At 41.4% G+C, this 24,334-nt stretch carries 20 protein-coding genes and 1 pseudogene; 14 read left to right on the forward strand and 7 right to left on the reverse strand.

Features of this window, described 5'->3' with window-relative positions:
• Positions 1 to 45 precede the first annotated feature (45 nt).
• From C1721_RS13835 to C1721_RS13875, 9 genes are read left to right on the forward strand one after another with little or no spacing between them, the layout of a single operon-like run.
• Positions 46 to 1,278, forward strand: coding sequence for a Cof-type HAD-IIB family hydrolase (locus C1721_RS13835; protein ID WP_102408808.1), 1,233 nt, complete (start codon positions 46 to 48; stop codon positions 1,276 to 1,278).
• The gene (locus tag C1721_RS13840) at positions 1,275 to 2,366 is read left to right on the forward strand and encodes an isochorismate synthase (RefSeq protein WP_102408809.1); all 1,092 of its coding nucleotides are present in this window, start codon (positions 1,275 to 1,277) and stop codon (positions 2,364 to 2,366) included. Before C1721_RS13835 ends, C1721_RS13840 begins: the two co-directional genes overlap by 4 nt.
• Before the next feature lie 13 nt (positions 2,367 to 2,379).
• On the forward strand, positions 2,380 to 4,044 hold the full coding sequence (gene menD, locus C1721_RS13845) for a 2-succinyl-5-enolpyruvyl-6-hydroxy-3-cyclohexene-1-carboxylic-acid synthase (protein WP_102408810.1): 1,665 nt from the start codon (positions 2,380 to 2,382) through the stop codon (positions 4,042 to 4,044).
• A gap of 4 nt (positions 4,045 to 4,048) precedes the next feature.
• A complete protein-coding gene (gene menB, locus C1721_RS13850) occupies positions 4,049 to 4,873 on the forward strand; it encodes a 1,4-dihydroxy-2-naphthoyl-CoA synthase (protein ID WP_102408811.1) in 825 nt (274 codons plus the stop codon).
• 12 nt (positions 4,874 to 4,885) lie between these two features.
• On the forward strand, positions 4,886 to 6,472 hold the full coding sequence (locus C1721_RS13855) for a glycoside hydrolase family 31 protein (protein ID WP_102408812.1): 1,587 nt from the start codon (positions 4,886 to 4,888) through the stop codon (positions 6,470 to 6,472).
• A 12-nt stretch (positions 6,473 to 6,484) separates the two neighbouring features.
• Complete coding sequence (locus C1721_RS13860) at positions 6,485 to 7,549, forward strand: o-succinylbenzoate synthase (RefSeq protein WP_102408813.1); 1,065 nt, start codon at positions 6,485 to 6,487, stop codon at positions 7,547 to 7,549.
• Between the two features lie 33 nt (positions 7,550 to 7,582).
• Positions 7,583 to 8,701: an AMP-binding protein gene (locus C1721_RS13865; protein WP_102408814.1), complete on the forward strand. Its 1,119-nt coding sequence runs from the start codon at positions 7,583 to 7,585 to the stop codon at positions 8,699 to 8,701.
• Between the two features lie 29 nt (positions 8,702 to 8,730).
• Positions 8,731 to 10,695 (forward strand): DUF3857 domain-containing protein, encoded by a 1,965-nt coding sequence (locus C1721_RS13870; protein WP_102409497.1) that lies wholly within the window; start codon positions 8,731 to 8,733, stop codon positions 10,693 to 10,695.
• 14 nt (positions 10,696 to 10,709) lie between these two features.
• Positions 10,710 to 12,311, forward strand: a complete 1,602-nt coding sequence (locus C1721_RS13875) for a DUF3858 domain-containing protein (RefSeq protein ID WP_102408815.1) — start codon at positions 10,710 to 10,712, stop codon at positions 12,309 to 12,311.
• A gap of 101 nt (positions 12,312 to 12,412) precedes the next feature.
• Here the strand turns inward: C1721_RS13875 and C1721_RS13880 are convergent, their stop codons facing one another.
• The 7 genes from C1721_RS13880 to C1721_RS13910 all read right to left on the reverse strand — a co-directional run bounded on the left by C1721_RS13880 (position 12,413) and on the right by C1721_RS13910 (position 20,010).
• On the reverse strand, positions 12,413 to 12,868 hold the full coding sequence (locus tag C1721_RS13880; protein WP_102408816.1) for an ATPase: 456 nt from the start codon (positions 12,866 to 12,868) through the stop codon (positions 12,413 to 12,415).
• A gap of 49 nt (positions 12,869 to 12,917) precedes the next feature.
• Positions 12,918 to 14,738 carry a V-type ATP synthase subunit I gene (locus C1721_RS13885; protein ID WP_102408817.1) on the reverse strand — a complete coding sequence of 607 codons (1,821 nt, stop codon included), beginning with the start codon at positions 14,736 to 14,738 and terminating at the stop codon, positions 12,918 to 12,920.
• Complete coding sequence (locus C1721_RS13890; protein WP_102408818.1) at positions 14,735 to 15,358, reverse strand: V-type ATP synthase subunit D; 624 nt, start codon at positions 15,356 to 15,358, stop codon at positions 14,735 to 14,737. The genes C1721_RS13885 and C1721_RS13890 overlap by 4 nt, the downstream gene beginning before the upstream one ends.
• Positions 15,359 to 15,434: 76 nt before the next feature.
• The gene (locus C1721_RS13895) at positions 15,435 to 16,754 is read right to left on the reverse strand and encodes a V-type ATP synthase subunit B (RefSeq protein ID WP_102408819.1); all 1,320 of its coding nucleotides are present in this window, start codon (positions 16,752 to 16,754) and stop codon (positions 15,435 to 15,437) included.
• 24 nt (positions 16,755 to 16,778) lie between these two features.
• Complete coding sequence (locus C1721_RS13900; protein ID WP_102408820.1) at positions 16,779 to 18,536, reverse strand: V-type ATP synthase subunit A; 1,758 nt, start codon at positions 18,534 to 18,536, stop codon at positions 16,779 to 16,781.
• A 2-nt stretch (positions 18,537 to 18,538) separates the two neighbouring features.
• On the reverse strand, positions 18,539 to 19,417 hold the full coding sequence (locus C1721_RS13905) for a DUF2764 domain-containing protein (protein WP_102408821.1): 879 nt from the start codon (positions 19,415 to 19,417) through the stop codon (positions 18,539 to 18,541).
• Positions 19,418 to 19,419: 2 nt separating this feature from the next.
• The gene (locus C1721_RS13910) at positions 19,420 to 20,010 is read right to left on the reverse strand and encodes a hypothetical protein (RefSeq protein WP_102408822.1); all 591 of its coding nucleotides are present in this window, start codon (positions 20,008 to 20,010) and stop codon (positions 19,420 to 19,422) included.
• Positions 20,011 to 20,167: 157 nt separating this feature from the next.
• Here C1721_RS13910 and C1721_RS13915 point away from each other — a divergent pair, with 157 nt between their 5' ends.
• From C1721_RS13915 to C1721_RS13935, 5 genes and pseudogenes are all read left to right on the forward strand, one after another.
• On the forward strand, positions 20,168 to 20,671 hold the full coding sequence (locus C1721_RS13915; RefSeq protein WP_102408823.1) for a GNAT family N-acetyltransferase: 504 nt from the start codon (positions 20,168 to 20,170) through the stop codon (positions 20,669 to 20,671).
• Positions 20,672 to 20,770: 99 nt separating this feature from the next.
• Complete coding sequence (locus tag C1721_RS13920) at positions 20,771 to 21,178, forward strand: putative quinol monooxygenase (protein WP_234347481.1); 408 nt, start codon at positions 20,771 to 20,773, stop codon at positions 21,176 to 21,178.
• A 239-nt stretch (positions 21,179 to 21,417) separates the two neighbouring features.
• Positions 21,418 to 22,197: pseudogene (locus tag C1721_RS13925) on the forward strand (Gfo/Idh/MocA family oxidoreductase); the annotation flags it as partial.
• Between the two features lie 184 nt (positions 22,198 to 22,381).
• Complete coding sequence (locus C1721_RS13930) at positions 22,382 to 22,789, forward strand: putative quinol monooxygenase (protein ID WP_234347481.1); 408 nt, start codon at positions 22,382 to 22,384, stop codon at positions 22,787 to 22,789.
• A 239-nt stretch (positions 22,790 to 23,028) separates the two neighbouring features.
• Positions 23,029 to 24,285 carry a Gfo/Idh/MocA family oxidoreductase gene (locus C1721_RS13935; RefSeq protein WP_102409501.1) on the forward strand — a complete coding sequence of 419 codons (1,257 nt, stop codon included), beginning with the start codon at positions 23,029 to 23,031 and terminating at the stop codon, positions 24,283 to 24,285.
• Positions 24,286 to 24,334: the final 49 nt, after the last annotated feature.

The following is a 24,334-nucleotide window of genomic DNA, read 5'->3' on the forward strand; positions in this document are numbered from 1 at the left end:
TTCAGCGAAATCTTTCTTATATTTGTAAAACAAAAAACAGAAGCCATGAAGTATAAATTATTAGTTCTCGACGTAGACGGAACGTTACTTAACGATAATAAGGAAATAACGCCTCGTACCCAAGCTGCGCTTTTAAAAGCACAACAGATGGGAGTACATGTTGTATTGGCATCAGGAAGACCAACCAATGGAGTAATGCCTCTGGCCAAAGCGCTGGAATTAAATCATTATGGAGGTTTCATTCTTTCTTATAACGGCGGACAAATTATCAACGCACAGACAGGAGAACTGCTTTTTGAAAAGCGGGTTAATCCGGAAATGCTTCCATATATAGATAAAAAAGCCCAAAAGAACAACTTTGCCATTTTTACATACCATAAAGATTATATCATCACAAACAGACCTGACAATGAACATATAATACAGGAAGCAGCACTTAGTAATATGGAAATCAGAGGTGTTGATGATTTTGTTGAAGCTGTTGACTTTTCTCCCTGCAAGTGTGTACTGGTTAGTGATGACGAAAAAGCATTGGTTGGTTTGGAGAACCACTGGAAGAAACGTTTGGATGGAGTTTTAGACGTATTCCGTTCCGAACCTTATTTTCTGGAAGTAGTGCCCCGATTCATTGATAAAGGAAATACGTTGGGTGTATTGTTAAGCAAACTCGCCCTCTCACCGGAAGAAGTAATTGCTATAGGTGACGGCGTTTGCGACGTTACCATGCTGCAAGGTGCCGGATTAGGCATTGCCATGGGAAATGCGCAGGATTCGGTAAAAGCCTGTGCTGATGTAACCACATTAACAAATAATGAAGATGGCGTTGCCATGGCAATAGAGAAAGCGATCCTGTCTGCCATTCGTCCCACAGAAGTTCCGCTGGATCAGTTAAATCAACGTGCACGCCATGCCTTAATGGGTAATTTGGGGATTCAATATACATACGCTTCCGAAGACCGCATAGAGGCTACTATGCCGGTAGATGAACGTACCCGTCAGCCATTTGGCATCCTGCACGGCGGGGCAACCCTTGCGCTGGCAGAAACCGTAGCCGGGCTAGGCTCTATGATTCTTGCCAAGCCGGATGAAATAGTTGTAGGTATGCAGGTAAGCGGCAACCACATGTCGTCGGCTCATGAGGGTGACACGGTCCGGGCTGTAGGAACTATTATCCACAAAGGACGCTCATCTCATGTTTGGAACGTTGACGTATTTACCTCTACTGATAAGCTGGTATCATCCATTCGGGTAGTAAACAGCATACTAAAAAAGAAATGATACCGGAAGACAGATATAAGGTAATAGATACATTAATCAGACAAAACAGGAGTTTCGCTATCTGGCGTATTCCGGGAGAAGACACGGTACATTTCCGTATGCAGTCGTCCGGTTCTCCTTGCTTGATATATACTATTGAAGATTTAAACAAACGAAGCGGATTTGTGATCGCTCCGTTCCAGGTTAGTAAAAAACGCCCTATCGTATTAATCCAACCGGACTGTTTCGACTTACCTGAATCTATAGAAGAAAAAGAACGCATCCGAGAGAAAAAGGAATTTCTCCCGGAAGAAATTAAAATTCCTTCCGAAAGGGATGAAAAAAAGAAGTATGAGCATTGCTTTGCTTCTTTTACCGAACCGTTATTAAAAGGCAGTCAGGATAAATTGGTATTATCCCGAAATCACACCATTCAGAAAGGTAAAGATTTCTCACCGGGTGCTGCCTTTTATGCCGCGGTAAAACGATACATCCGTTCATACGTTTATTTATGTTATACGCCGGAAACAGGTATATGGATGGGAAGTACACCCGAAATACTTCTTGCCGGTAAAAACGGCCATTGGCAAACGGTAGCTCTTGCGGGGACTCAACCTATACGGAATGAAGAAATTCCACAAAGATGGGATGATAAGAACTGGCGGGAGCAACAGCTAGTCGCCTTTTATATCCGCAGGCAGTTAGCATCACTGGGCATTCAACCGGAAGAAAAAGGCCCGTATGCCATACGTGCCGGAGAAGTATCTCATCTAAAGAGTGATTTCCTTTTCTCCCTGCCTGATAAAGAGAAGTTAGGTGATGTCCTGTCATTACTCCATCCCACTCCTGCCGTATGCGGATTGCCTAAAGAAACGGCTTATCAGTTTATATTAAAACATGAAGGATACGACAGAAGTTATTATTCGGGATTTATAGGTTGGTTAAATCCGGAAGATAAAACAGATTTATATGTCAACTTACGCTGTATGCACATCGGGCAAGAAGTTCTTACGCTATATGCCGGCGGAGGTTTATTAGCATCCTCTGTATTGGAAGACGAATGGCAGGAAACAATGGAAAAGTTACAAACCATGCAAAGATTACTGTAAACTTAATATAGATATGTATTCAGATAAAAAGAACATACTTCAACTAACGGCTTTGCTTATTGAACATGGCATTAGAAATGTGGTATTATGCCCGGGCAGTCGTAATGTGCCGATTGTACATACTCTGGCCAATCATTCTTTCTTTCAGTGCTATTCGGTAACCGACGAGCGCAGTGCAGGCTTCTTTGCCCTTGGACTGGCTTTGCAAAGCGGTAAACCGGCAGCCGTATGTTGTACGTCGGGTACGGCATTATTGAATATTCATCCGGCTGTAGCGGAAGCCTTCTACCAGCAAGTGCCTCTTGTCGTTATCTCGGCAGACCGGCCGGCCGCATGGATTGGACAGATGGACGGACAGACGCTTCCGCAACCAGGCGTGTTCAACTCTCTGGTAAAGAAATCGGTAAATCTGCCCGAAATACATACGGATGAAGATGAGTGGTATTGCAATCGTCTGATAAACGAAGCGCTATTGGAACTCAACCATCACGGCAAAGGGCCTGTGCATATCAATATTCCCATATCCGAGCCGTTGTTCAAGTTCTCAACCGGAGAATTGCCCAAAGTACGTGTTATCACCCGCTATCAGGGATTAAACGTATATGATAAAGAGTACAACGATCTGATTGACCGGATGAATAAGTATAACAAACGTATGATGGTGGTAGGACAGATGAATCTTATTTATCTATTCGAGAAAAAGATATGTAAACTTCTATACAAGCATTTTACCTGGTTGACGGAACACACGGGAAACCGTACTGTTCCGGGAATGCCGATAAAGAATTTCGACGCATTAATCTATTCCATGCCGGAAGACCAGCAAGAAAAACTGATTCCGGAACTTGTTATTACTTACGGAGGGCATGTTGTATCCAAACGTTTGAAACAATTCTTACGAAAGCATCCGCCTAAAGAACATTGGCATGTTTCGTTAGATGGTGAAGTTGCCGATCTTTACGGTTCTATCACTACCGTAATAGAGATGGACCCGTTTGAGTTTTTGGAGAAGATCGCATACATGCTCGAAAGTAACAAGATATATGATTATCCTAAAGTATGGGAAAACCTTTCCAAGAATATTCCCGAACCGGAAGTACCATATTCGGAGATATCGGCAATAGGCTCGCTTATCAAAGCATTACCGGCAGAGGCGGCTTTACATCTTGCCAATAGCTCAACGGTTCGTTATGCACAACTTTTTTCCGTTCCCGAATCCGTAGAGGTTTGTTGCAACCGTGGTACGAGTGGCATAGAAGGTTCTATGTCTACCGCTATCGGATATGCTGCCGGTTCTGAAAAGCTGAACTTTATCATAACCGGAGACTTAAGTTTCTTCTATGATATGAATGCTTTATGGAATAATTATATCCGTAGCAATGTCCGTATTTTATTACTGAATAACGGAGGCGGTGAGATATTCCAGGCATTACCCGGATTTGAGATGACGGAACAAACACGCCGCTTCGTTACAGCCACTCATTCTACAACAGCTCAAGGTTGGGCTACAGAACAGGGATTTCAATATACAAGCGTCCATAATAAAGAGGAACTGGAAGAAGCAATGACACTATTTACCCAAACGGAATCGACCGAAAAACCGTTATTGATGGAAGTGTTTACCGACAAAGCGGAAGATATCAAAATATTAAAAAACTATTATCATAAACTAAAGTAACAATATGGCAACAAACAGAGAATGGAAAACTATTAAAGAATACGAAGAAATTCTATTCGATTCATATAACGGCATAGCCCGCATTACAATCAATCGTGAACGCTACCGTAACGCCTTCACTCCTACTACGACAACGGAGATGAGTGATGCTTTGTATATATGCCGGGAACGTCAGGATATTAATGTTATCGTGTTGACCGGTGCCGGAGACGTTGCTTTCTGTGCCGGAGGCGACATGCACGTAAAAGGGCATGGCGGCTATGTAGGTAAAGATGGAGTGGCCCGCCTGAATGTTCTGGACGTACAGAAGCAAATACGTTCCATACCTAAACCGGTTATAGCGGCGGTGAACGGTTTTGCTATCGGTGGCGGCCATGTGTTACATGTGGTATGCGATCTGACGATTGCTTCGGAAAACGCGATCTTCGGACAGACCGGTCCTCGCGTTGGCAGCTTCGATGCAGGTTTCGGTTCTTCATATCTTGCACGTATCGTAGGACAGAAGAAAGCGCGTGAAATATGGTTTCTTTGCCGTAAATACAATGCACAGGAAGCCTTGGATATGGGATTGGTAAACAAAGTCGTTCCGTTGGACAAGCTGGAAGATGAGTATGTTCAATGGGCAGAGGAAATGATGATGTTGAGCCCGTTGGCTTTACGCATGATAAAAGCAGGATTGAATGCGGAACTAGACGGACAAGCCGGCATACAAGAGTTGGCCGGAGATGCCACCATGCTATATTATATGACAGACGAAGCGCAGGAAGGCGGTAAAGCATTTCTGGAAAAGCGACGTCCCCGGTTTGAAGATTATCCTAAATTCCCTTAATACCCTGATCGTATGAAGAAAGTATTTTATCTGCTTGCATTGCTGGGTTGCATTTCCTATGCCGAAGCACAACCATATTGTAAAGAGGTTGCCTCCCTGAAAGGAGAAAAATGGTGGGGCGGATTTGTAGGTATCGGCAATATGATGCCTTTCCCCTCTTCCACCCGTGAGTTCGATATGAGCAAAGAGAACTTCAACAACCAGATAGTACCGTTCATGCTGTCTTCTGTCGGAAGATACATATGGAGCGAGTACCCGTTTAAGTTTCAATTAAGCAACGACACGATAAAAATAGTTTCCGAATACGAAGAACCTGTATTAGTCCAAGCCGGAAAGACCTTAAAAGAAGCCTATCTGGCAGCATCGGCAAAGCATTTCCCTCCATCAGGCAAACTGCCGGACGAACTTTTCTTCTCCAAGCCTCAATACAATACATGGATAGAGCTGATGTATAATCAGAACCAGAAGGATATACTGGATTATGCCGATAAAGTGATAGAGAACAATTTCCCTACGGGAGTATTCATGGTGGATGATAATTGGCAGAAATATTATGGTAATTTCGAGTTCAAACCGGAAAAGTTTCCCGATCCTAAAGGCATGACAGATCGTTTGCACCAACTCGGATTCAAAATCATGTTGTGGATATGTCCGTTTGTTTCTCCTGACAGTCCGGAATATCGTATGCTTGCGGCTAAAGGCTATTTACTGAAAGCTAAAGGAAGCGACCTGCCTGCAATTGTGCACTGGTGGAACGGAGCAAGCGCCTGTTATGACATGACTAATCCGGAAGCGGTTGCTTTCCTGAAAGAACAGCTCAGGAACACGCAGCGCATGTATGGCATTGATGGATTCAAGTTTGATGCCGGTGATGTTGGATACATGAACGGTGAATATGATTATTATGACAAACAAGCCAATGCCAATACCTTCTCCCAAAGATGGGCGGAGCTTGCACTCGATTTCCCTTTCAACGAATTGCGTACCTCATGGAAACTTGGCGGTAAAGAATTAGTGCAACGTTTAGGAGATAAAGACTACTCATGGAATGCCGTATCTTTACTTATTCCCGATATGACAACGGCCGGCTTATTCGGACATTTGTATACTTGCCCCGATATGATTGGCGGCGGACAGTTCAGTGCATTTCTCAATATAGAAGCCGGTAAATTCGACCAAGAGTTGATTGTCCGTTCTTGCCAGACACATGCGCTTATGCCTATGATGCAATTCTCGGTTGCTCCCTGGCGTATTTTGGATAAAGAACATCAGGAAATATGTGCCCGTTATGCCCATTTACATGAACAGATGGGCGACTATATTTTACAGACGGCTAAAGAATCATCCCAAACGGGAGAACCTATTATCCGCAGTATGGAATATGCTTTTCCGCATCAAGGCTTCACCGAATGCAAAGATCAATTCATGCTGGGAAACAAATATCTGGTAGCACCAATGGTCACCACAGGAAACAATCGCACTGTCATTCTACCGAAAGGTATTTGGAAAGACGATCAGGGAAAAACGTTCCGAGGCCCTAAAACAATACAGACAGAAGTTCCATTAAACAGACTTCCTTATTACGAAAGGATTAAGTAAACAGATAGAAATATGGCATTTCATATACAAATCATCCCCCGCACCTTACATTTCAAGCAGCCGGCAGGAACGTCGAGAGGGGTTTATACCAGCCGGAAATTATGGTATCTGTTATTGACATCCGACGAGCAACCGCAACGCTGGGGGATTGGTGAGTGTGCTCCACTACCCTATTTAAGTTGTGATTATTTGATTGATGATTACGACCGCATACTGGCTAAAGCTTGTGAAAGATTCGAAAAGCAAAGGGAAATAAATGTGGATATTCTTCGTCCCTTCCCTTCTATACTGTTCGGACTGGAAACAGCTCTCCAACATTATCAGAAAGGTAGTTTTGCCTTATGGGATACCGCTTTTTCAAAAGGCGAAACCGGCATCCCTATCAATGGTCTTATATGGATGGACAACTATAAGAACATGTTGGAGCAGATAGAGAAAAAAATGGAAGCAGGCTTCCGTTGCATCAAGCTAAAGATCGGAGCAATTAATTTTGAAGATGAACTGGATTTGTTACGGTATATACGGCAACATTTTTCCGCTCAGGAGATTGAATTACGTGTAGATGCCAATGGCGCTTTCTCACCCGAAGATGCGTTGGATAAATTAAAGCGTCTGGCTGAACTGGATCTGCATTCCATTGAACAACCTATCCGGGCCCATCAATGGAAACAAATGGCACGACTAACGGCCGAATCGCCTTTGCCTGTTGCTTTAGACGAGGAATTGATAGGTTGTAACCTGCCGTACGATAAAGCAGAATTGCTGGAATCCATCCGTCCTCAATACATTATTCTGAAACCCTCTTTGCACGGAGGCTTGGCCGGATGCAAAGAATGGATTGAGGAAGCCGGAAAGTTGGGTATCGGCTGGTGGATCACTTCGGCACTGGAGTCCAATATCGGATTAAATGCCATCGCACAATGGAGCGCTACGTTCCATAATCCGCTTCCTCAGGGGTTGGGCACCGGACAGCTTTTTACGGATAACATCGAAATGCCTCTTACCATCAAAAAAGACTGTCTATGGTATGATCCTGATGGCAAGATGCCGGAGATTTATTCCTTTTGTCATGAATAACTAATCGGATCACAACTGTGATCTAACTAACATATGCAGAACAAAACATTAAAAGGATACATTACCGATATTAAAAAACAACATCTTACTCTGGAAGGAGTTGTTTACACGGCAGAGAATATCCACAAGTTACAGGAAATAACGGACGGAGACGAGACGGATTACAGAATTGATTTATACCATTTCTTGTCCGACTGGTTCAATGATTCGCCTTATATCACTGTTCAAACATCCGGTTCGACAGGCGCGCCCAAGAAGCTCACGGTAAGAAAAGAACAGATGATACAAAGCGCCATCCTCACCTGCTCTTTCCTGAATCTTCGGAAAAACGATAAAGCGTTGCTTTGTATGCCGCTCCAGTATATAGGAGGAAAAATGGTGGTAGTCCGTTCGCTGGTAGCAAGATTGAACCTGTTCATTCGCAAACCCTCCGGACATCCGCTGGCAGATCTGGAAACATCGCTCCGTTTTGCAGCAATGATTCCGTTGCAAGTTTACAACACATTGCAAGTTCCGGAAGAGACAGAACGCTTAAAACAAACAGATATTTTAATCATAGGCGGAGGAGCGATAGATGCAACACTGGAAACGCAAATCCGAAAGTTACCCAACTCCGTTTATTCTACTTACGGAATGACCGAAACACTCTCCCATATTGCACTCCGCCGGCTTAACGGGCCGGAGGCTTCTTCGCGTTACATTCCATTTCCTTCCGTAACTATTTCCCTGTCTGAGGAAGATACGCTGGTGATAGATGCTCCCCTTGTTTGCAGCGAAAGATTGACTACAAACGATGTAGCCCATGTTTTTCCGGATGGCAGCTTCTCCATCCTCGGTCGAAAAGACAATATCATTAACAGCGGAGGAATAAAAATACAAACAGAATCGGTTGAAGAAGCTCTACATTCCATTATTACTTGTAACTTTGCCATTACCTCCGTTCCGCATCCGAAGTTCGGCGAAGCTATCGTTTTGCTTATGGAAAAAAACGAAGAGGTTGAACCGCAGATAAAAGAACAGTTGCCCAAATACCAGCAACCCAAATATATCTGGCAGATAGACGCCATACCGTTTACCGGAAGCGGGAAAATAGACCGTGCGGCTTGCAGGGAGCTGGCATTGGATTTAATGAAACAAAAAATACAACAATAAAATATCATCATAAAAACACTATTAATAACATGAAGTACTTACCTATCATCGCACTCTCGCTCCTGATAAGCGTATCTGCTTACGGACAAGGCCGTTCGTGCTGCCAACTTCCGCCGGACCCCACGACCGAGAAGCAACAAATGTATGCTGCCGCCGATTGTATTACTCTGTTAGACAGCACTGTCGTAACGGTACAACCCACAGGTTCAGGCTCGTTTGATGTATATAAAAAGATAAAGGTACAAACTCCTCGAGGAGCGGTAGATAACAGGATTATCAAATATGATTATGATCCGCTGACAGCCTTTGCCGAGTTTCGTTACGCTACGATATATCGTGCTAACGGAGATATTATCAACCTGGATGTAACGCAGGCATGCGACTATGTAGCTCCCGCGCGTGCTATTTACTGGGGAGCCCGTCAGATTATGCTGGAGGTAGGACGCCTCCAGCCGGGTGATGTAGTGGAATACAAAATCGCTAAAAAAGGATTCACGTACGCCCTTCTGACAGGTGACGACGACGAGTCGCGCTTCATCCCTCCCATGCGCGGACAGTTCTATGATATAGTTCCGTTCTGGGCTACAGAACCAACCGTACGCAAAGTATATAAGGTTTCCATTCCGATGGAAAAAGAAATGCAGTTCCAATTTTATCAGGGAGAATGTACGTCCTCCATGCGTTATGAAGACGGACGAAAAGCATATACTTTTGCCAAAGATGACATTATGCCTTTTAAAGGCGAACCCAATATGGTAGATTTGTTTGATTGCGCACCTAAGTTGATGATGTCTTCAACCCCAAGATGGCAAGATAAATCCATCTGGTTTAATAAAGTGAATGAAGACTACGGGAGCTTTGCCCCTTTCCCGGAAGCCCAAAAGAAAGTAGACGAACTGATAAAGGGTAAGACAACGGAGATGGAGAAAATAGCCGTGCTTACCCATTGGATAGCCGATAACATCCGCTATGCCGGTATCTCCATGGGCAAAGGCGAAGGTTATACACTTCATAACACCGAAATGAATTATACCGACCGTTGCGGAGTATGTAAAGATATTGCCGGAACATTGATTTCTTTCCTTCGCATGGCTGGCTTCGAGGCTTATCCGGCAATGACGATGGCTGGCAGCCGTGTAGAAAGTATTCCGGCCGACCATTTCAATCACTGCGTAACTGTCGTGAAGTTATCCAACGGTACATATATGCCGCTCGACCCGACTTGGGTTCCATTCTGTCGTGAACTATGGAGCAGTGCCGAGCAACAACAGAATTATTTGCCGGGTGTACCCGAAGGTTCAGACCTGTGCCTTACGCCCGTTTCAGCGCCCGAAAACCATTACGTACGGATAACGGCCAACAATAAACTGGATGCCAATGGTACGTTGCGCGGACAATTCACGATTACGGCAGAAGGACAATCGGACAGTAACGTACGCAGTATCTTTACGCGAGGCTGGCAATCGGACTGGCAAAATACAATGGAAAAGCAGCTGTTGAATGTTTCTCCAAAGGCAAAACTTTTACGCGTGGATTATGGCAAAGACCCTAAGAATTATCAGGCAGCTCCTATCAAGATAACTTTCACGTATGAGATTCCGGATTATGCCCTTGTAACCAATGGGCAGATGGTATTCAAACCGATGGTAATGAATAACCAGTACAATCAAGTAAAAAGTTACCTGCGTATAAATACAGACAGGGAAACACGCCAACACGGGTTTAAGGATGCTTGTTCACGTTTGGTAGAACTGGATGAAACAATCCAATTGCCCAAAGGATATACTTTGGCTCAAGCAATAAAAGAAGATAGCAAACAAAGCTCCGCCGCCGATTTTGAAGGCTCTCTTAAACAAGAAGGGAACACACTCAAACTACATCAGAAGTTGGTGTTGAAGAAGCGTGTGTATGATGCTTCTGACTGGGACGGCTTCCGTACGGCTGTAAATGCTCATAAGAGCTATGGTGATTATTTGGTTATCGAAAACAACTAAAAAACTTATAGGACATGACTAAAATAACAAATAAAATACTCCTGCTCCTTAGCTTGCTGACAATAACAATATCTGTCTTTGCGGCTTCGGAAGCTGAATATGGGAAACTAACAAAAGCCTGGACTCTGCATGCCGACGGTAGCCAGGAGTTCCGTTGCAGCAAAGAGCTTACCCTCCTTACGCCCGTAGCCATACATAAACTATATGGAGAAAGCTTTATTGTATACAATCCGGAATATCAAGAGTTGAAAATAAACAGCTCGTACACCAAACAAAAGGACGGTACAATCGTTAAAACGCCTGACAATGCGTTTGTTGAAGTGCTGCCTAATTTTGCTACCGATGCTCCGGCATACAACAAATTGAAAGAAATGGTTGTGGTACATACCGGATTAGAACCGGATGCAACAATCTATCTGGATTACACCATTATTACCAAACCGGGTTATTATCCGGCATTGGATATAGACGAAAAGCTGCAAGAAACTTCGCCGGTAAAAGAATACTCTGTCATGATTTCAGTACCGGAAGATAAAGCGATACAGTATCAACTATATGGTTCTAATGCACAAGCATCGGAAGTTACCCAAAACGGTGCGAAAGAAATAAGCTGGACATTGAAGAATATCCCGGCCGGTTCGCGCGACGCTTTCATGCCCGAGAATGGCAATGACATACCTCGTCTGGCGGCAACCACCTATCCTTCATTAAAAGATGCGCTTTCTACATTAGGCAAACGTTTTAACGAATCAATGGATTATGAAAGTAAAACCTTTGCGCAATATATCACAGAACAAGCTGCCAATGATCAGGAAAAGCTGGAGATTATACATAATCATGTAGTAAACAACCTGGGATATAGCGGCGTTGCTCCGGATAATACAGGTTATACCATACGAGACGTTGACAATGTATTACGTGAAGCGTACGGAACGTATGCGGAAAAAACGCAGCTGCTAAATACAATGTTGAATGCCGCAGGAATAAAAGCGGAAGTCGTTACCCTATATCCAGGTACACTGAATACGGGTATTTGCGGACTTAAGCCTATGAAAAAGATGTTTGTAAAAACTTCATTGAATGGAGAAGACCAATACCTTTCTGCCGTAAGCATGACTACCGCTCCGCTTTCCAACCGGGGAGAACTGGATAAACTATATAACATGAATGGCGAAGAGCTACCTGTTGCAGCAACACCTGTAATTATAAAGGAAACAAAAGAAGTAACAATCGATACTTCCAATGCGAACAACGGATATGCTATATGTAAACTTCCGCCTTTGGCAAAAGGCGTAGACCGTTGGAATATGTCTACATTGAACAGTAGCCGTACAAGCCTGTTTGAAATACCTTCCATGATTAACGAAGAAGTAATTTATATCATAAAGCCGTCCGGTGGTTTACGGCTAAAGACGCCGGTCAATCAAAAGGTTATAAGCAAACCCTTTGGAAAAATAACGAATACGGTCACACCGAAAGGCGACGTTATTGAAGTTGTTCGTACAATAGAGCTGAACAAACAACAATTTTCGCCTGCCGAATATAAAGACTTACGTATGCTGATTAATGAATGGAACGATCCGAATAACCGCGTATTATTGTTCTCGGATAAGTAAAAAGAGGCATCTCGATGAATACAGTTGAGGTTTCAGGAAATCAAAAAAAGAGGTTGTGTCTGATGGACACAACCTCTTTTCATTAATCCTTACTTTTTTATTTATGCAACAGGAATTGTTCCACCAATCAATATAACAACCAGCAACGCTAAGATTGCATACAATTCAGGGAATACGGCCATCACCATAGTTGCACCAAACACATTATGTCCGGCACCTACACCGGCAATACCGTTAGCACAAACCTGAGCTTGGCGAATTGAAGAAAAATATCCGGCAAAACCTAATACTAAACCGGCTCCAAATACAGCTGTAGCAGCTAACATTGAAATACCGTCTACCAGATATTTCTGCATCATAAAGTAACCTACGAATCCATACAGACCTTGTGACGAAGGCAATGCACTCAACGCAATATATGTACCCAGCGCATCCGGGTTTTTCTTCATTGCTCCTACTACGGCATTACCGCAAATAGTTACACCATAACTACTACCGATAAATGTCAAGCCTGTCATAATTGCGATACCAATGTACGCTAATAAAATTGGTTCCATAACTAATTTGATTTTAAATTATTTTTATTGTTATTTAATTACTTGATTTTTATGCCTTCTTAAACGGGGTATATGCTTTACCACCGCCTTCAAATTCGGCATTCTTATAATATTCTACAAAAATCAGACGAAGCGGATGCACCAGTGAACTGATTGTACATAGACCTATATTAATAGTATGTCCAACTAAAAGGATGAACAACATCAATATGATACGCAATACAATGTTTAAACCATCTGTCATCGAAATTGCCAATGTATTAAATACACCGCCTAAAATAGCGCCTGTTAACCCGATTGCGAATAAACGGATATAAGACAACGTATCACCCAGCAAACCGGAAGCCATATTATACGTATTCCATAAACCGGTACCAAAATTCAAGAAAATATTCTTACCCGGTGAATTGTATAAATAGGCAACCAATAATCCGGCTCCGCCTATTACATAAAATACCGTCATCATTGTATCTGATAAATGTACATTCAAGTACGGAAGACCAAATGCACATACCAACGACACAATAACAAATACCCATGCAAACGGAGCAATACTATATTTCACGCCTCTCTGTATCTTGATCTTGAAGGCAGCCACACATTTACCAAAGATAATCTGAACCAAACCGATGATTATAGAAAAAGTCATCAGGTTATCGCTATTTACGAAATAGTCTTTTACCTTCGACAAAGCAGGTACTTTTGCCAATTCGATACCGAAGAATGAACCCGTACAAGTCCCGACAATAAGAGCCGCAAGTCCCAAATATTGGAACAAGGTCAAGAATGGTTTATAATCTGCTTTTACTTTACGTTTTGCTATTGCACAAGCTATTATAAGCAATAAACCATAGCCTCCATCACCAAAACATAAACCGAAAAACAGCATAAAGAACGGTGCGAAAAACGGCGTAGGATCTAACTCTCCGTAGTTAGGCAAAGAGAACATCCGCGTAATAGGTTCATACAATCTATTAAACTTATTGTTACGCAATTTGATTGGCACTTTATCGCCGTCTTCAATCTCCAGCTCCTGGAAGAAATAACCTTGTTTTTCCAGCTCTTTTTCCATTGCAGGAGCATCTTCGGCAGGAACCCAACCTTCCAGCAGCATTAACTTATCAGCAGCCTGTTTATCCGTCTGGACTAAAGCGTTTATCAGATTAAATTCGTTCTGCAAATTCTTATCGAAGGCATCCAATGTCTTATAATCGTCGGATGCGCAACGTTTCAATTCGTTATCTACTTCTTCGATTTCTTTTAAACATTGCTCATGCCGGATAAGCAATTTAGCCATACCCATGGCAGGCATTTTAGGACGGTCGGCATCAATATCTATTAATGTTCCTTCCTTGGTTACTGTAAGAAAATAAGTTACAGACTGGAAATTGTTTATCAGAAAAGCATTGTACAAATCTCCCCAAACAGGCTCATACTTGGCTGTCGGACAAGAAAAGAAGGTTACGTCATACCCTGCTCTTTTCAGGCGGTTAATATTTTGATAACTAAACTCACCCCAGATAGACATATAGTCTATATCTTTTTCCAAAGACTGTCTGTAAGCAAGAAGTTGAAGTTTCTTTTCTTGAAGCTCTTCAATCTTCTCCATTAGTTTCAATCCTTCTTTCTTATCCAGTTCCCGAGCCGGAGCTAATTTAACATCTTTCTTTGCCGCATTCAGATTCTTGAAGAAACGCATTAACGTATTTACGCGTTTACGTTCGGCCAAAAGCTTTTGCAGATGTTCATCATCCGTTATGGATTTTGTTTCTTTAATATGAACAACGCCCAATCCACGCAACGTATTCAAGAAAGTATCATATTCTTTATGGTACACCATAAAGGCGTATTTACTCATCTTTACTATCATACTTCAGCCTCCTCTTTTTCTTCTTTTGCTTTACGCTTTTCCTGATTAGCCCGCATGATCTTCTGTGATGATTTAGACAAACTTTCTTCGTCTTCCATAAATCGTTTCACTTTACGAATCGCATCTTTATATCCCGGAATCTGTACTTTCTCAAAAAGATTCACTTTCTGAGTTGTCTTTTTCCTCGCATGCTCCAGTAACTCCAGCTTCATACTTGAAAATTCAGCTTCTATACCGGTTCTTGCCAACTTCTTTAATAACTCTATGCCATCTGTAAACCAAGCAGGAGTATTAAATAAGCTATAGTGTCCTATCTCAAATTGTATCTCGTTAAGTAGAGGAACTACCACGCCGGCAATCTTCTTTGTAGATAAAGTTACATCTTTTACCCTTATCAGTTCAGGATTAAACTCATTCCACAAAGCAACCATATTTTCGTAACTCTGAATCTCATTTTCAAGCTGAAGTTCCAATTTATTCACTTCATCCTTCGTGCGCTTCACTTCGATACGCAATGCACTTTCCTTGCTCTTGATAGTAGGCAGGGAACGCTCACGCATTTTCAGTTGCTTTTCCAGTTGCTGAAGTGATGTTTTATTATATTGAAACTTTATTGCCATATTAATATGTTTTAGATTCCATTCGGAAGAAAATTAAATTTCTCTCGGAAGAAATTATAATTTCATTCGGAAGGAATTATTTCGGCCAATATTTATCTACCAATGCTTGTTTGATATTTACCTCCGCCGGAGTGAAATAATGAGCAAACAGATTCCATGCCACATCAAGCATTTCTGTTGTATTCAAATTAACATCAATAGCAAGAAGTTTAGATGAATAATCTTTTGCAAAAGCCAGTGTACGATTATCGTAATCGGTCAGGTCAAAACCATTCTCCAGTTTAGTTTTTGCATTCGCAGCATCTGCATACAAACGAACGGCAGCATTCATCACTTGCGGATGGTCTTCACGTGTCTTCTTTCCCGTTACCAGCTGTTTCAAACGAGACAAGCTTCGGAATGGGTCAACAATAACCTTTCCTACATCGCTATCGCGGCGAAGATACAACTGACCTTCGGTAATATAACCGGTATTATCAGGAACTGCATGCGTAATATCACCACCAGACAACGTTGTCACAGCAATAATCGTAATAGAACCGCCGGCAGGGAACTGAACAGCCTTTTCATAAATCTTAGCCAAATCAGAATACAATGAACCCGGCATTGAGTCTTTTGAAGGAATCTGGTCCATACGGTTAGACACAATAGCCAAAGCATCCGCATAATTAGTCATATCCGTTAGCAGTACCAGTACTTTTTCATTCTTCTGTACAGCAAAATATTCAGCTGCGGAAAGAGCCATATCCGGAATCAGGATACGCTCTACAGAAGGGTCTTCCGTCGTATTGATAAAGCTTACAATACGGTCTAATGCACCAGCGTTACTAAATGTATTCTTAAAGAACAGATAGTCATCATTTGTCATACCCATACCACCTAAGATAATCTTATCGGACTGAGCACGCAAAGCCACCATCGCCATTACCTGGTTGAAAGGTTGGTCCGGATCGGCAAAGAACGGAATCTTCTGTCCGGTTACCAATGTATTGTTCAAGTCGATACCTGCAATACCTGTAGCAATCAATTCTGAGGGTTGTTGACGACGAACCGGATTCACAGACGGGCCACCGATTTCCACTTCTTTACCTTCGGGTATCGGACCTCCGTCAATCGGATCGCCATAAGCATTGAAGAAACGGCCGGCCAACTGATCGCCAACTTTCAAAGAAGGAGCTTTGCCCATAAATACCACTTCCGCATTAGTACGGATACCTTCCGTACCGGAGAATACCTGCAACGTTACTTCGTCGCCAATAATCTTTACCACCTGAGCCAGTTTTCCGTCAACAGAGGCTAGCTCATCATACCCAACACCTGTTGCTTTCAACGAACAAGTTGCTTTTGTTATTTGGGTAATCTTTGTATATATTTTTTGAAATGCTTTTGTTGCCATAATCTTGTTTTTAGTTGACAGTTATCATTGTTCAACTCGTTCTTTAATTAATTCATCCAATTCGGTATTGAACTTCTTAAACTGATCGCTCTCATATTCAGAGTAGTTCATTTGTTTGAACAAGTTAATCATCTTCTTAAAGTATTCCATTACTTCAAGGAAGGTATCGAACTTAAAATCAGCGCGACAGATATTTACAACCTTATCCAGCATAAACTCCTGACGAGCCAATGGAGTAACAGCATCAATAGCATCGAAAGCATCTTGCTGCAATATTACGAAGTCAATCAATTCAGATTTCCAAAACGTAACGTGATATTCTACAGGTACGCCATCATCACCTAAAATGTTGATCTGTTCTGCAATTTCCTTACCACGCAACATACGGGTCTTAATTTCATTTACCTTTTCAATCCATGCCGGAGAAATATGCTGGGCAATGTATTCCTGAAATTCAGGATATTCCAGATATTTAGAATAACTTTCAATTGGATTGACAGCCGGATAACGTTTGCGGTCTGCACGCTCCTGCTCTAAGGCATAGAAACAACGAGCTACTTTCTTGGTATTTTCCGTTACCGGTTCTTTCAGGTTACCACCAGCCGGCGATACAGTACCAATAAATGTTACAGAACCCGTTGAACCATTATTTAAATGAACAAAACCTGCGCGTGCATAGAAATTAGCCACAATTGCAGACAAGTCCATTGGGAACGCATCCGGTCCGGGAAGTTCTTCCAGACGATTGGACATCTCACGAAGAGCCTGTGCCCAACGAGAAGTAGAATCCGCCATCAATAACACCTTTAATCCCATGCTCCGGTAATATTCAGCAATAGTCATCGCGGTATATACAGAAGCTTCACGGGCGGCAACCGGCATATTTGAAGTATTGGCAATAATAATAGTACGTTCCATTAACTTACGGCCTGTATGCGGGTCAATCAATTCCGGAAATTCGGTAAAGATTTCCACAACTTCGTTTGCACGTTCACCGCAAGCGGCAATAATAACAATGTCAGCTTCCGCTTGTTTGGAAATGGCATGCTGAAGCACAGTCTTACCCGTACCGAACGGACCAGGAATGAATCCCGTACCACCTTCTACTATCGGATTTACAGTATCAATAGTACGCACGCCTGTTTCCAACAATTTGAATGGACGCGGTTTTTCTTTATAACAGGTAATAGCTTTCTTTACCGGCCATTTCTGAATCATTGTTACATTCACATCTTTGCCAGATTCATCTGTCAAAACAGCCATTGTATCATTGATGGTATATTGTCCGGCCTCTGCCACAGATTTTACAGTGTAAGTTCCTTCAAAAGTAAAAGGCACCATAATCTTATGGGGCTGGAAGTTTTCATCCACTTCACCCAGCCAGTCTCCGGCATTTACTTTATCACCAACTTTCGCTAATGGTTTAAATTCCCATTTTTTATCATTATCCAACGCAAAAGTATAGTCTCCACGTTTCAGGAAAACGCCATCCATCTTGTCCAGGTCATTCTGCAAACCATCATAGTTGCGAGACAGCATACCCGGACCAAGCGTAACTTCCAGCATATGTCCATGGAACTCGGCTTCATCGCCTACACGCATACCACGTGTACTTTCAAATACCTGTACAAAGGCATTCTTACCTATTACCTTAATTACTTCCGCCATCAGCTTTACGCCCCCAACGGAAATGTAACAGATTTCATTTTGAGAAACCGGCCCATCCACCTCTACGGTTACCAGGTTGGATACGATTCCTTTTACAATTCCTTTCGTAGCCATAATTATTTATTATTGTTTCTTTTAAATTCTTCCAACGCATTCTCACTGCCATTCTTCATTGCGCCTACTATCTCACGGAAAGTCTTCTCACCTGTTGTTTTATCAAGGGTAACCCATCGTTCTATCATTTCTAATTTCAACAAATATGCAAAAACACTTTCTATATCAAATGTCTTGAAAAAAGTATTCTCATCAAGCCATTTCCATTTCAGAAGGTCTACTTTCTTTTCACGCACCATCAAGTCCGATTCTTCAGCAATGCGTTGTACCTCGGGCAAATAATCAACGGTATCTCCCAAACCAAAATCACGGGCATTGGATGTACGGATACTTTCAGCAACTTCGTTATGCCCGATTATATAATCCGATTTATCAAGTCCATATTTACGACACGTAATAGCCGTAAGCATATTATTGATATTCAAATTAAGCTCAAACCAATCCGCTACAAACTTATTTCCGCAATTCATTGCATAATCATAATATAAAGCAGCTAAACGGTCTTCCCACGAAATATATACTTTTTCTCCTTTTACATCTGTTGCTTCTTCGGCAAGGTAGAGTTTGAAAAACTCCTCAATATATGGAGGGATATGTTCATTTTTAGGAGGTTTTTCTTCGTCTTTCAACGCTTTATACAAATCGTTGAATTCTTCATATGTTATTCTTCCCCTCGAATCCGAGTCACGATCCGGATATTTGACATGCGACACCACATTCCCATTCTCATATTTGAGAAAGAACAGGTCTATCAACTTCCGGTCTGCTTTAGATAATTGACCTTCTATCTCTTTTCTGAATTCAGAGACAGAATATGTCATTTTACTATCATCTAATGCAATATTAGGAAGTCCTGCAATTAAGTAATAATATTTGCTCATAATCAGAACAGCATTTCTACCAATTGAGGACGAAGAAATTCTTTAAAAAATGCCACAAATTCATCTTCACCGAAAGTGACTTTATAAGAACCGTCGGCCGGAACGATCGTGAAAAATGTTTCTTTACCGTTTACCTTTTCTATTTTAATGCCTTTATTCAATAGCTCTTTCGCATTCGCTTCAAAATATTTGGTAAGAGCTTCCGCATCGCCGGATTGGATTGTGAGAGCTTCGTTTTTAGCCCATTCCTTTGTCATATCCAAAATAACTTTCTGCATGAAATCTTTATCAGAAACAGCAGCTTGTACATTTGAAGAAGCAATCTCTCCGGTAATAAGGTTTACCACTTCGCTCTTCAATGCTTCTACAGATTGGGTAGCAAACAATTTCAGCTCTGCTTCCGTGTTTTTCTTCAATTCGGAAGATTGTTTCTCAGCAGCAGCAACAATACGTTTTGCTTCTGCCTCTGCTTCGCTGATAATAGCTTGTTTTTGTGCATTAGCGTCGGCAATAATCCGTCCTGCTTCTTCATTTCCTTTTTCTACTCCTTCACGGTAGATTTTGTCGGTCAGTTCCTGAATTTTTGTATCCATTTCCTTTATATTATTATAAGTTATATTTCATTGTATAATAAACGTCCACAAAGTTATTCTTTTCCATGTATAAACCTTGAAATAAATGTGAAATCAAACTAAAAAATAACTCTATTCAGATTAATTTGTACATTTGTTCGTCTAAAATTAATATAATATGTTCTCAATCAAAAAAGCAACTGTCGACGACTCTTCGACAATCCATTCACTTGCATCACGAACATGGTCTGATACATATGGAAATATTCTATCCAAGGAGCAATTAGAGTATATGTTCGACATGATGTATGCTCCGGAAAACATCCTAAAACAAATGAATGAGTTACATCACCAATATTTCATTATATATAACAATGGTGAACCATCCGGTTATTTATCCATTGAAAAGAAAGAAGATGGCTTATTCAATTTTCAGAAAATATACTCATTACCGGAGATACACGGGAGTGGTATCGGCAGATATATAATTGAACAAGGTATTGCTTATTTAAAGAATACTTATCCTACACCTTTTACGATTGAGTTATATGTAAACCGTCACAATCCGGCTGTCGGTTTTTATAAGCACATGGGATTCAAAGAAGTTGCGACGCGCGACCATCATATTGGCAATGGATATTATATGAATGATTATATAATGGAAATAAGAATTGATGATTAATTTATTTTCTTCTTTATATCATATATTTCTCTTTTATTTTAGAATTTTGTTATAACTTTGTCGAAAAATATATCTCTTTGACTTATAAATATAGGTAATATGAAAAAGATTGTAATGTTTTTAATGGCAATAGCCATGATAGGAATTATTTCATGTAATAACACCTCTAAACAAAATGAGTCTATGGACAAGAATAGTGCAGAAAAAGAAACGGTTGTTCCTAAAAAGGACAAAAAGACAATTGTTTGCCGCGTATTGGTAAAAGAAGGTCAGGAAATTGCATTTATAGACGTTGCTCAAAAACTGGTTGATGCTACGCGTCAGGAGGCCGGTAATATAAGCTATAATCTATACCAATCTCCTTTCGATCCACAATCATTCATCTTTTATGAAGAATATAAAGATGATGACGCATTTAATTTTCACGCAAACTCAGAACATTTTAAGGCTTTCGCAGCGGCTATCCCCGATATGCTTGCCGCAGACCTGAATATTGAACAGTTCTAAAAAAGCACTGCAGTCTCTTATACAGGGATGTGTTAAAAGTAACTTTTAACACATCCCTGTTTTTTTACCCTTCATACAATATACATCCTCTTCCAATGAAAAACATTGATTATACGCAATGATAACAAAACCACCGGCACACTATTCTTCTGCTTTATAACAGGCTATTTATTTTACATTATGATTCAAAATACGTATATTTGTCTTCAATTCTGAATAATGAATCTTTTATCAATAACATGAAAACAAACAGAAGGGGTTTCCTTAAAACCCTCGGAGGAGTTGCGGCCTTCACAATTATACCGCGGCATGTATTAGGAAAAGGCTTCATTGCCCCAAGTGATCAATTAACAAAAGGAATTATCGGAACCGGCGGTATGGGACGTAATCATGTAAATTACGCAGGTACACGTTTGGTTGCCGTTTGTGACGTAGACAAAAACCACTTGGAATTAGGCAAACAACTGGTGAATGAAAAGATTGCAGCTTATCATGATTTTCGTGATTTAATTCTGGACCCGAATGTCGATATCGTCCATATCGCTACTCCGCCTCATTGGCATGGCATTATGTCGGTAGAAGCAGCGAAAGCAGGCAAAGATATTTGGTGCGAAAAACCGATGACCCGTACTATCGGAGAAGGTAAACGGGTAATGGAGGCTGTAAAGCAATATGGACGCATATTCCGCCTGAACACCCGGTTTCGCTTCATGAGTTCATTCTACGGATTGGGAACACCAATGAAACCATTGAAGAAATTAGTTCAGAGTGGCATGTTGGGTTGGCCGTTGAAGGTAACAATCAGCAAACACACCGGTTTCGACTGGAAATTCTTTTGGGTAGGCAAAGAATACCTTGAGCCACAGCCAGTGCCAAAAGAACTGGATTATGATTTTTGGTTAGGTCCGGCTCCATATAAACCTTATAATGCCCACCGTGTACATCAAACATTCCGTGGTTATTGGGATTATGATGGTGGCGGTTTAGGAGATATGGGACAGCATTATATAGACCCGGTACANAGAAGTTGCGACGCGCGACCATCATATTGGCAATGGATATTATATGAATGATTATATAATGGAAATAAGAATTGATGATTAATTTATTTTCTTCTTTATATCATATATTTCTCTTTTATTTTAGAATTTTGTTATAACTTTGTCGAAAAATATATCTCTTTGACTTATAAATATAGGTAATATGAAAAAGATTGTAATGTTTTTAATGGCAATAGCCATGATAGGAATTATTTCATGTAATAACACCTCTAAACAAAATGAGTCTATGGACAAGAATAGTGCAGAAAAAGAAACGGTTGTTCCTAAAAAGGACAAAAAGACAATTGTTTGCCGCGTATTGGTAAAAGAAGGTCAGGAAATTGCATTTATAGACGTTGCTCAAAAACTGGTTGATGCTACGCGTCAGGAGGCCGGTAATATAAGCTATAATCTATACCAATCTCCTTTCGATCCACAATCATTCATCTTTTATGAAGAATATAAAGATGATGACGCATTTAATTTTCACGCAAACTCAGAACATTTTAAGGCTTTCGCAGCGGCTATCCCCGATATGCTTGCCGCAGACCTGAATATTGAACAGTTCTAAAAAAGCACTGCAGTCTCTTATACAGGGATGTGTTAAAAGTAACTTTTAACACATCCCTGTTTTTTTACCCTTCATACAATATACATCCTCTTCCAATGAAAAACATTGATTATACGCAATGATAACAAAACCACCGGCACACTATTCTTCTGCTTTATAACAGGCTATTTATTTTACATTATGATTCAAAATACGTATATTTGTCTTCAATTCTGAATAATGAATCTTTTATCAATAACATGAAAACAAACAGAAGGGGTTTCCTTAAAACCCTCGGAGGAGTTGCGGCCTTCACAATTATACCGCGGCATGTATTAGGAAAAGGCTTCATTGCCCCAAGTGATCAATTAACAAAAGGAATTATCGGAACCGGCGGTATGGGACGTAATCATGTAAATTACGCAGGTACACGTTTGGTTGCCGTTTGTGACGTAGACAAAAACCACTTGGAATTAGGCAAACAACTGGTGAATGAAAAGATTGCAGCTTATCATGATTTTCGTGATTTAATTCTGGACCCGAATGTCGATATCGTCCATATCGCTACTCCGCCTCATTGGCATGGCATTATGTCGGTAGAAGCAGCGAAAGCAGGCAAAGATATTTGGTGCGAAAAACCGATGACCCGTACTATCGGAGAAGGTAAACGGGTAATGGAGGCTGTAAAGCAATATGGACGCATATTCCGCCTGAACACCCGGTTTCGCTTCATGAGTTCATTCTACGGATTGGGAACACCAATGAAACCATTGAAGAAATTAGTTCAGAGTGGCATGTTGGGTTGGCCGTTGAAGGTAACAATCAGCAAACACACCGGTTTCGACTGGAAATTCTTTTGGGTAGGCAAAGAATACCTTGAGCCACAGCCAGTGCCAAAAGAACTGGATTATGATTTTTGGTTAGGTCCGGCTCCATATAAACCTTATAATGCCCACCGTGTACATCAAACATTCCGTGGTTATTGGGATTATGATGGTGGCGGTTTAGGAGATATGGGACAGCATTATATAGACCCGGTACAGTACCTTTTGGATAAGGATGAAACCAGTCCTGTTAAGGTAGAAGTAGATGCACCACAGCAACATCCTGACGCAGTAGGCACATGGCGTTCTATCACTTATACGTATGACGACGGTTGTCAGATCGTACTTTGGGGAGGAGACTTTGGTGATCCGAATACTCCTTACATAGCCGGTCCTAAAGGAAATGTCTACAAGAACTTCGTATGTGACATTCCAAATTGGGAGAAGAAGTTGGCCGGTTATCCGGAACCTGAACCTCAAATAGAGGACTTCCTTGAGTCTGTTAAAACCCGCCAGCCATTTGCACTGAATGAGCGTAATGGTTTCCGTTCGGCAACGATTGTGAACTTGGGAACAGTTGCTCTTCGCCTGAACCGTACACTACATTTTGATCCGGTCAAGCTGGAGTTCATCGACGATGAAGCTGCCAACAGGTTACTGGACCAACCAATACGTGCTCCGTGGAGCTTATAATTTCGGTTAACGGAGCGATAAAAAAGAGGTTCACAAGCTTCTGTCATTA

Source organism: Parabacteroides bouchesdurhonensis (genome assembly GCF_900186615.1).
GTDB lineage: Bacteria > Bacteroidota > Bacteroidia > Bacteroidales > Tannerellaceae > Parabacteroides > Parabacteroides bouchesdurhonensis.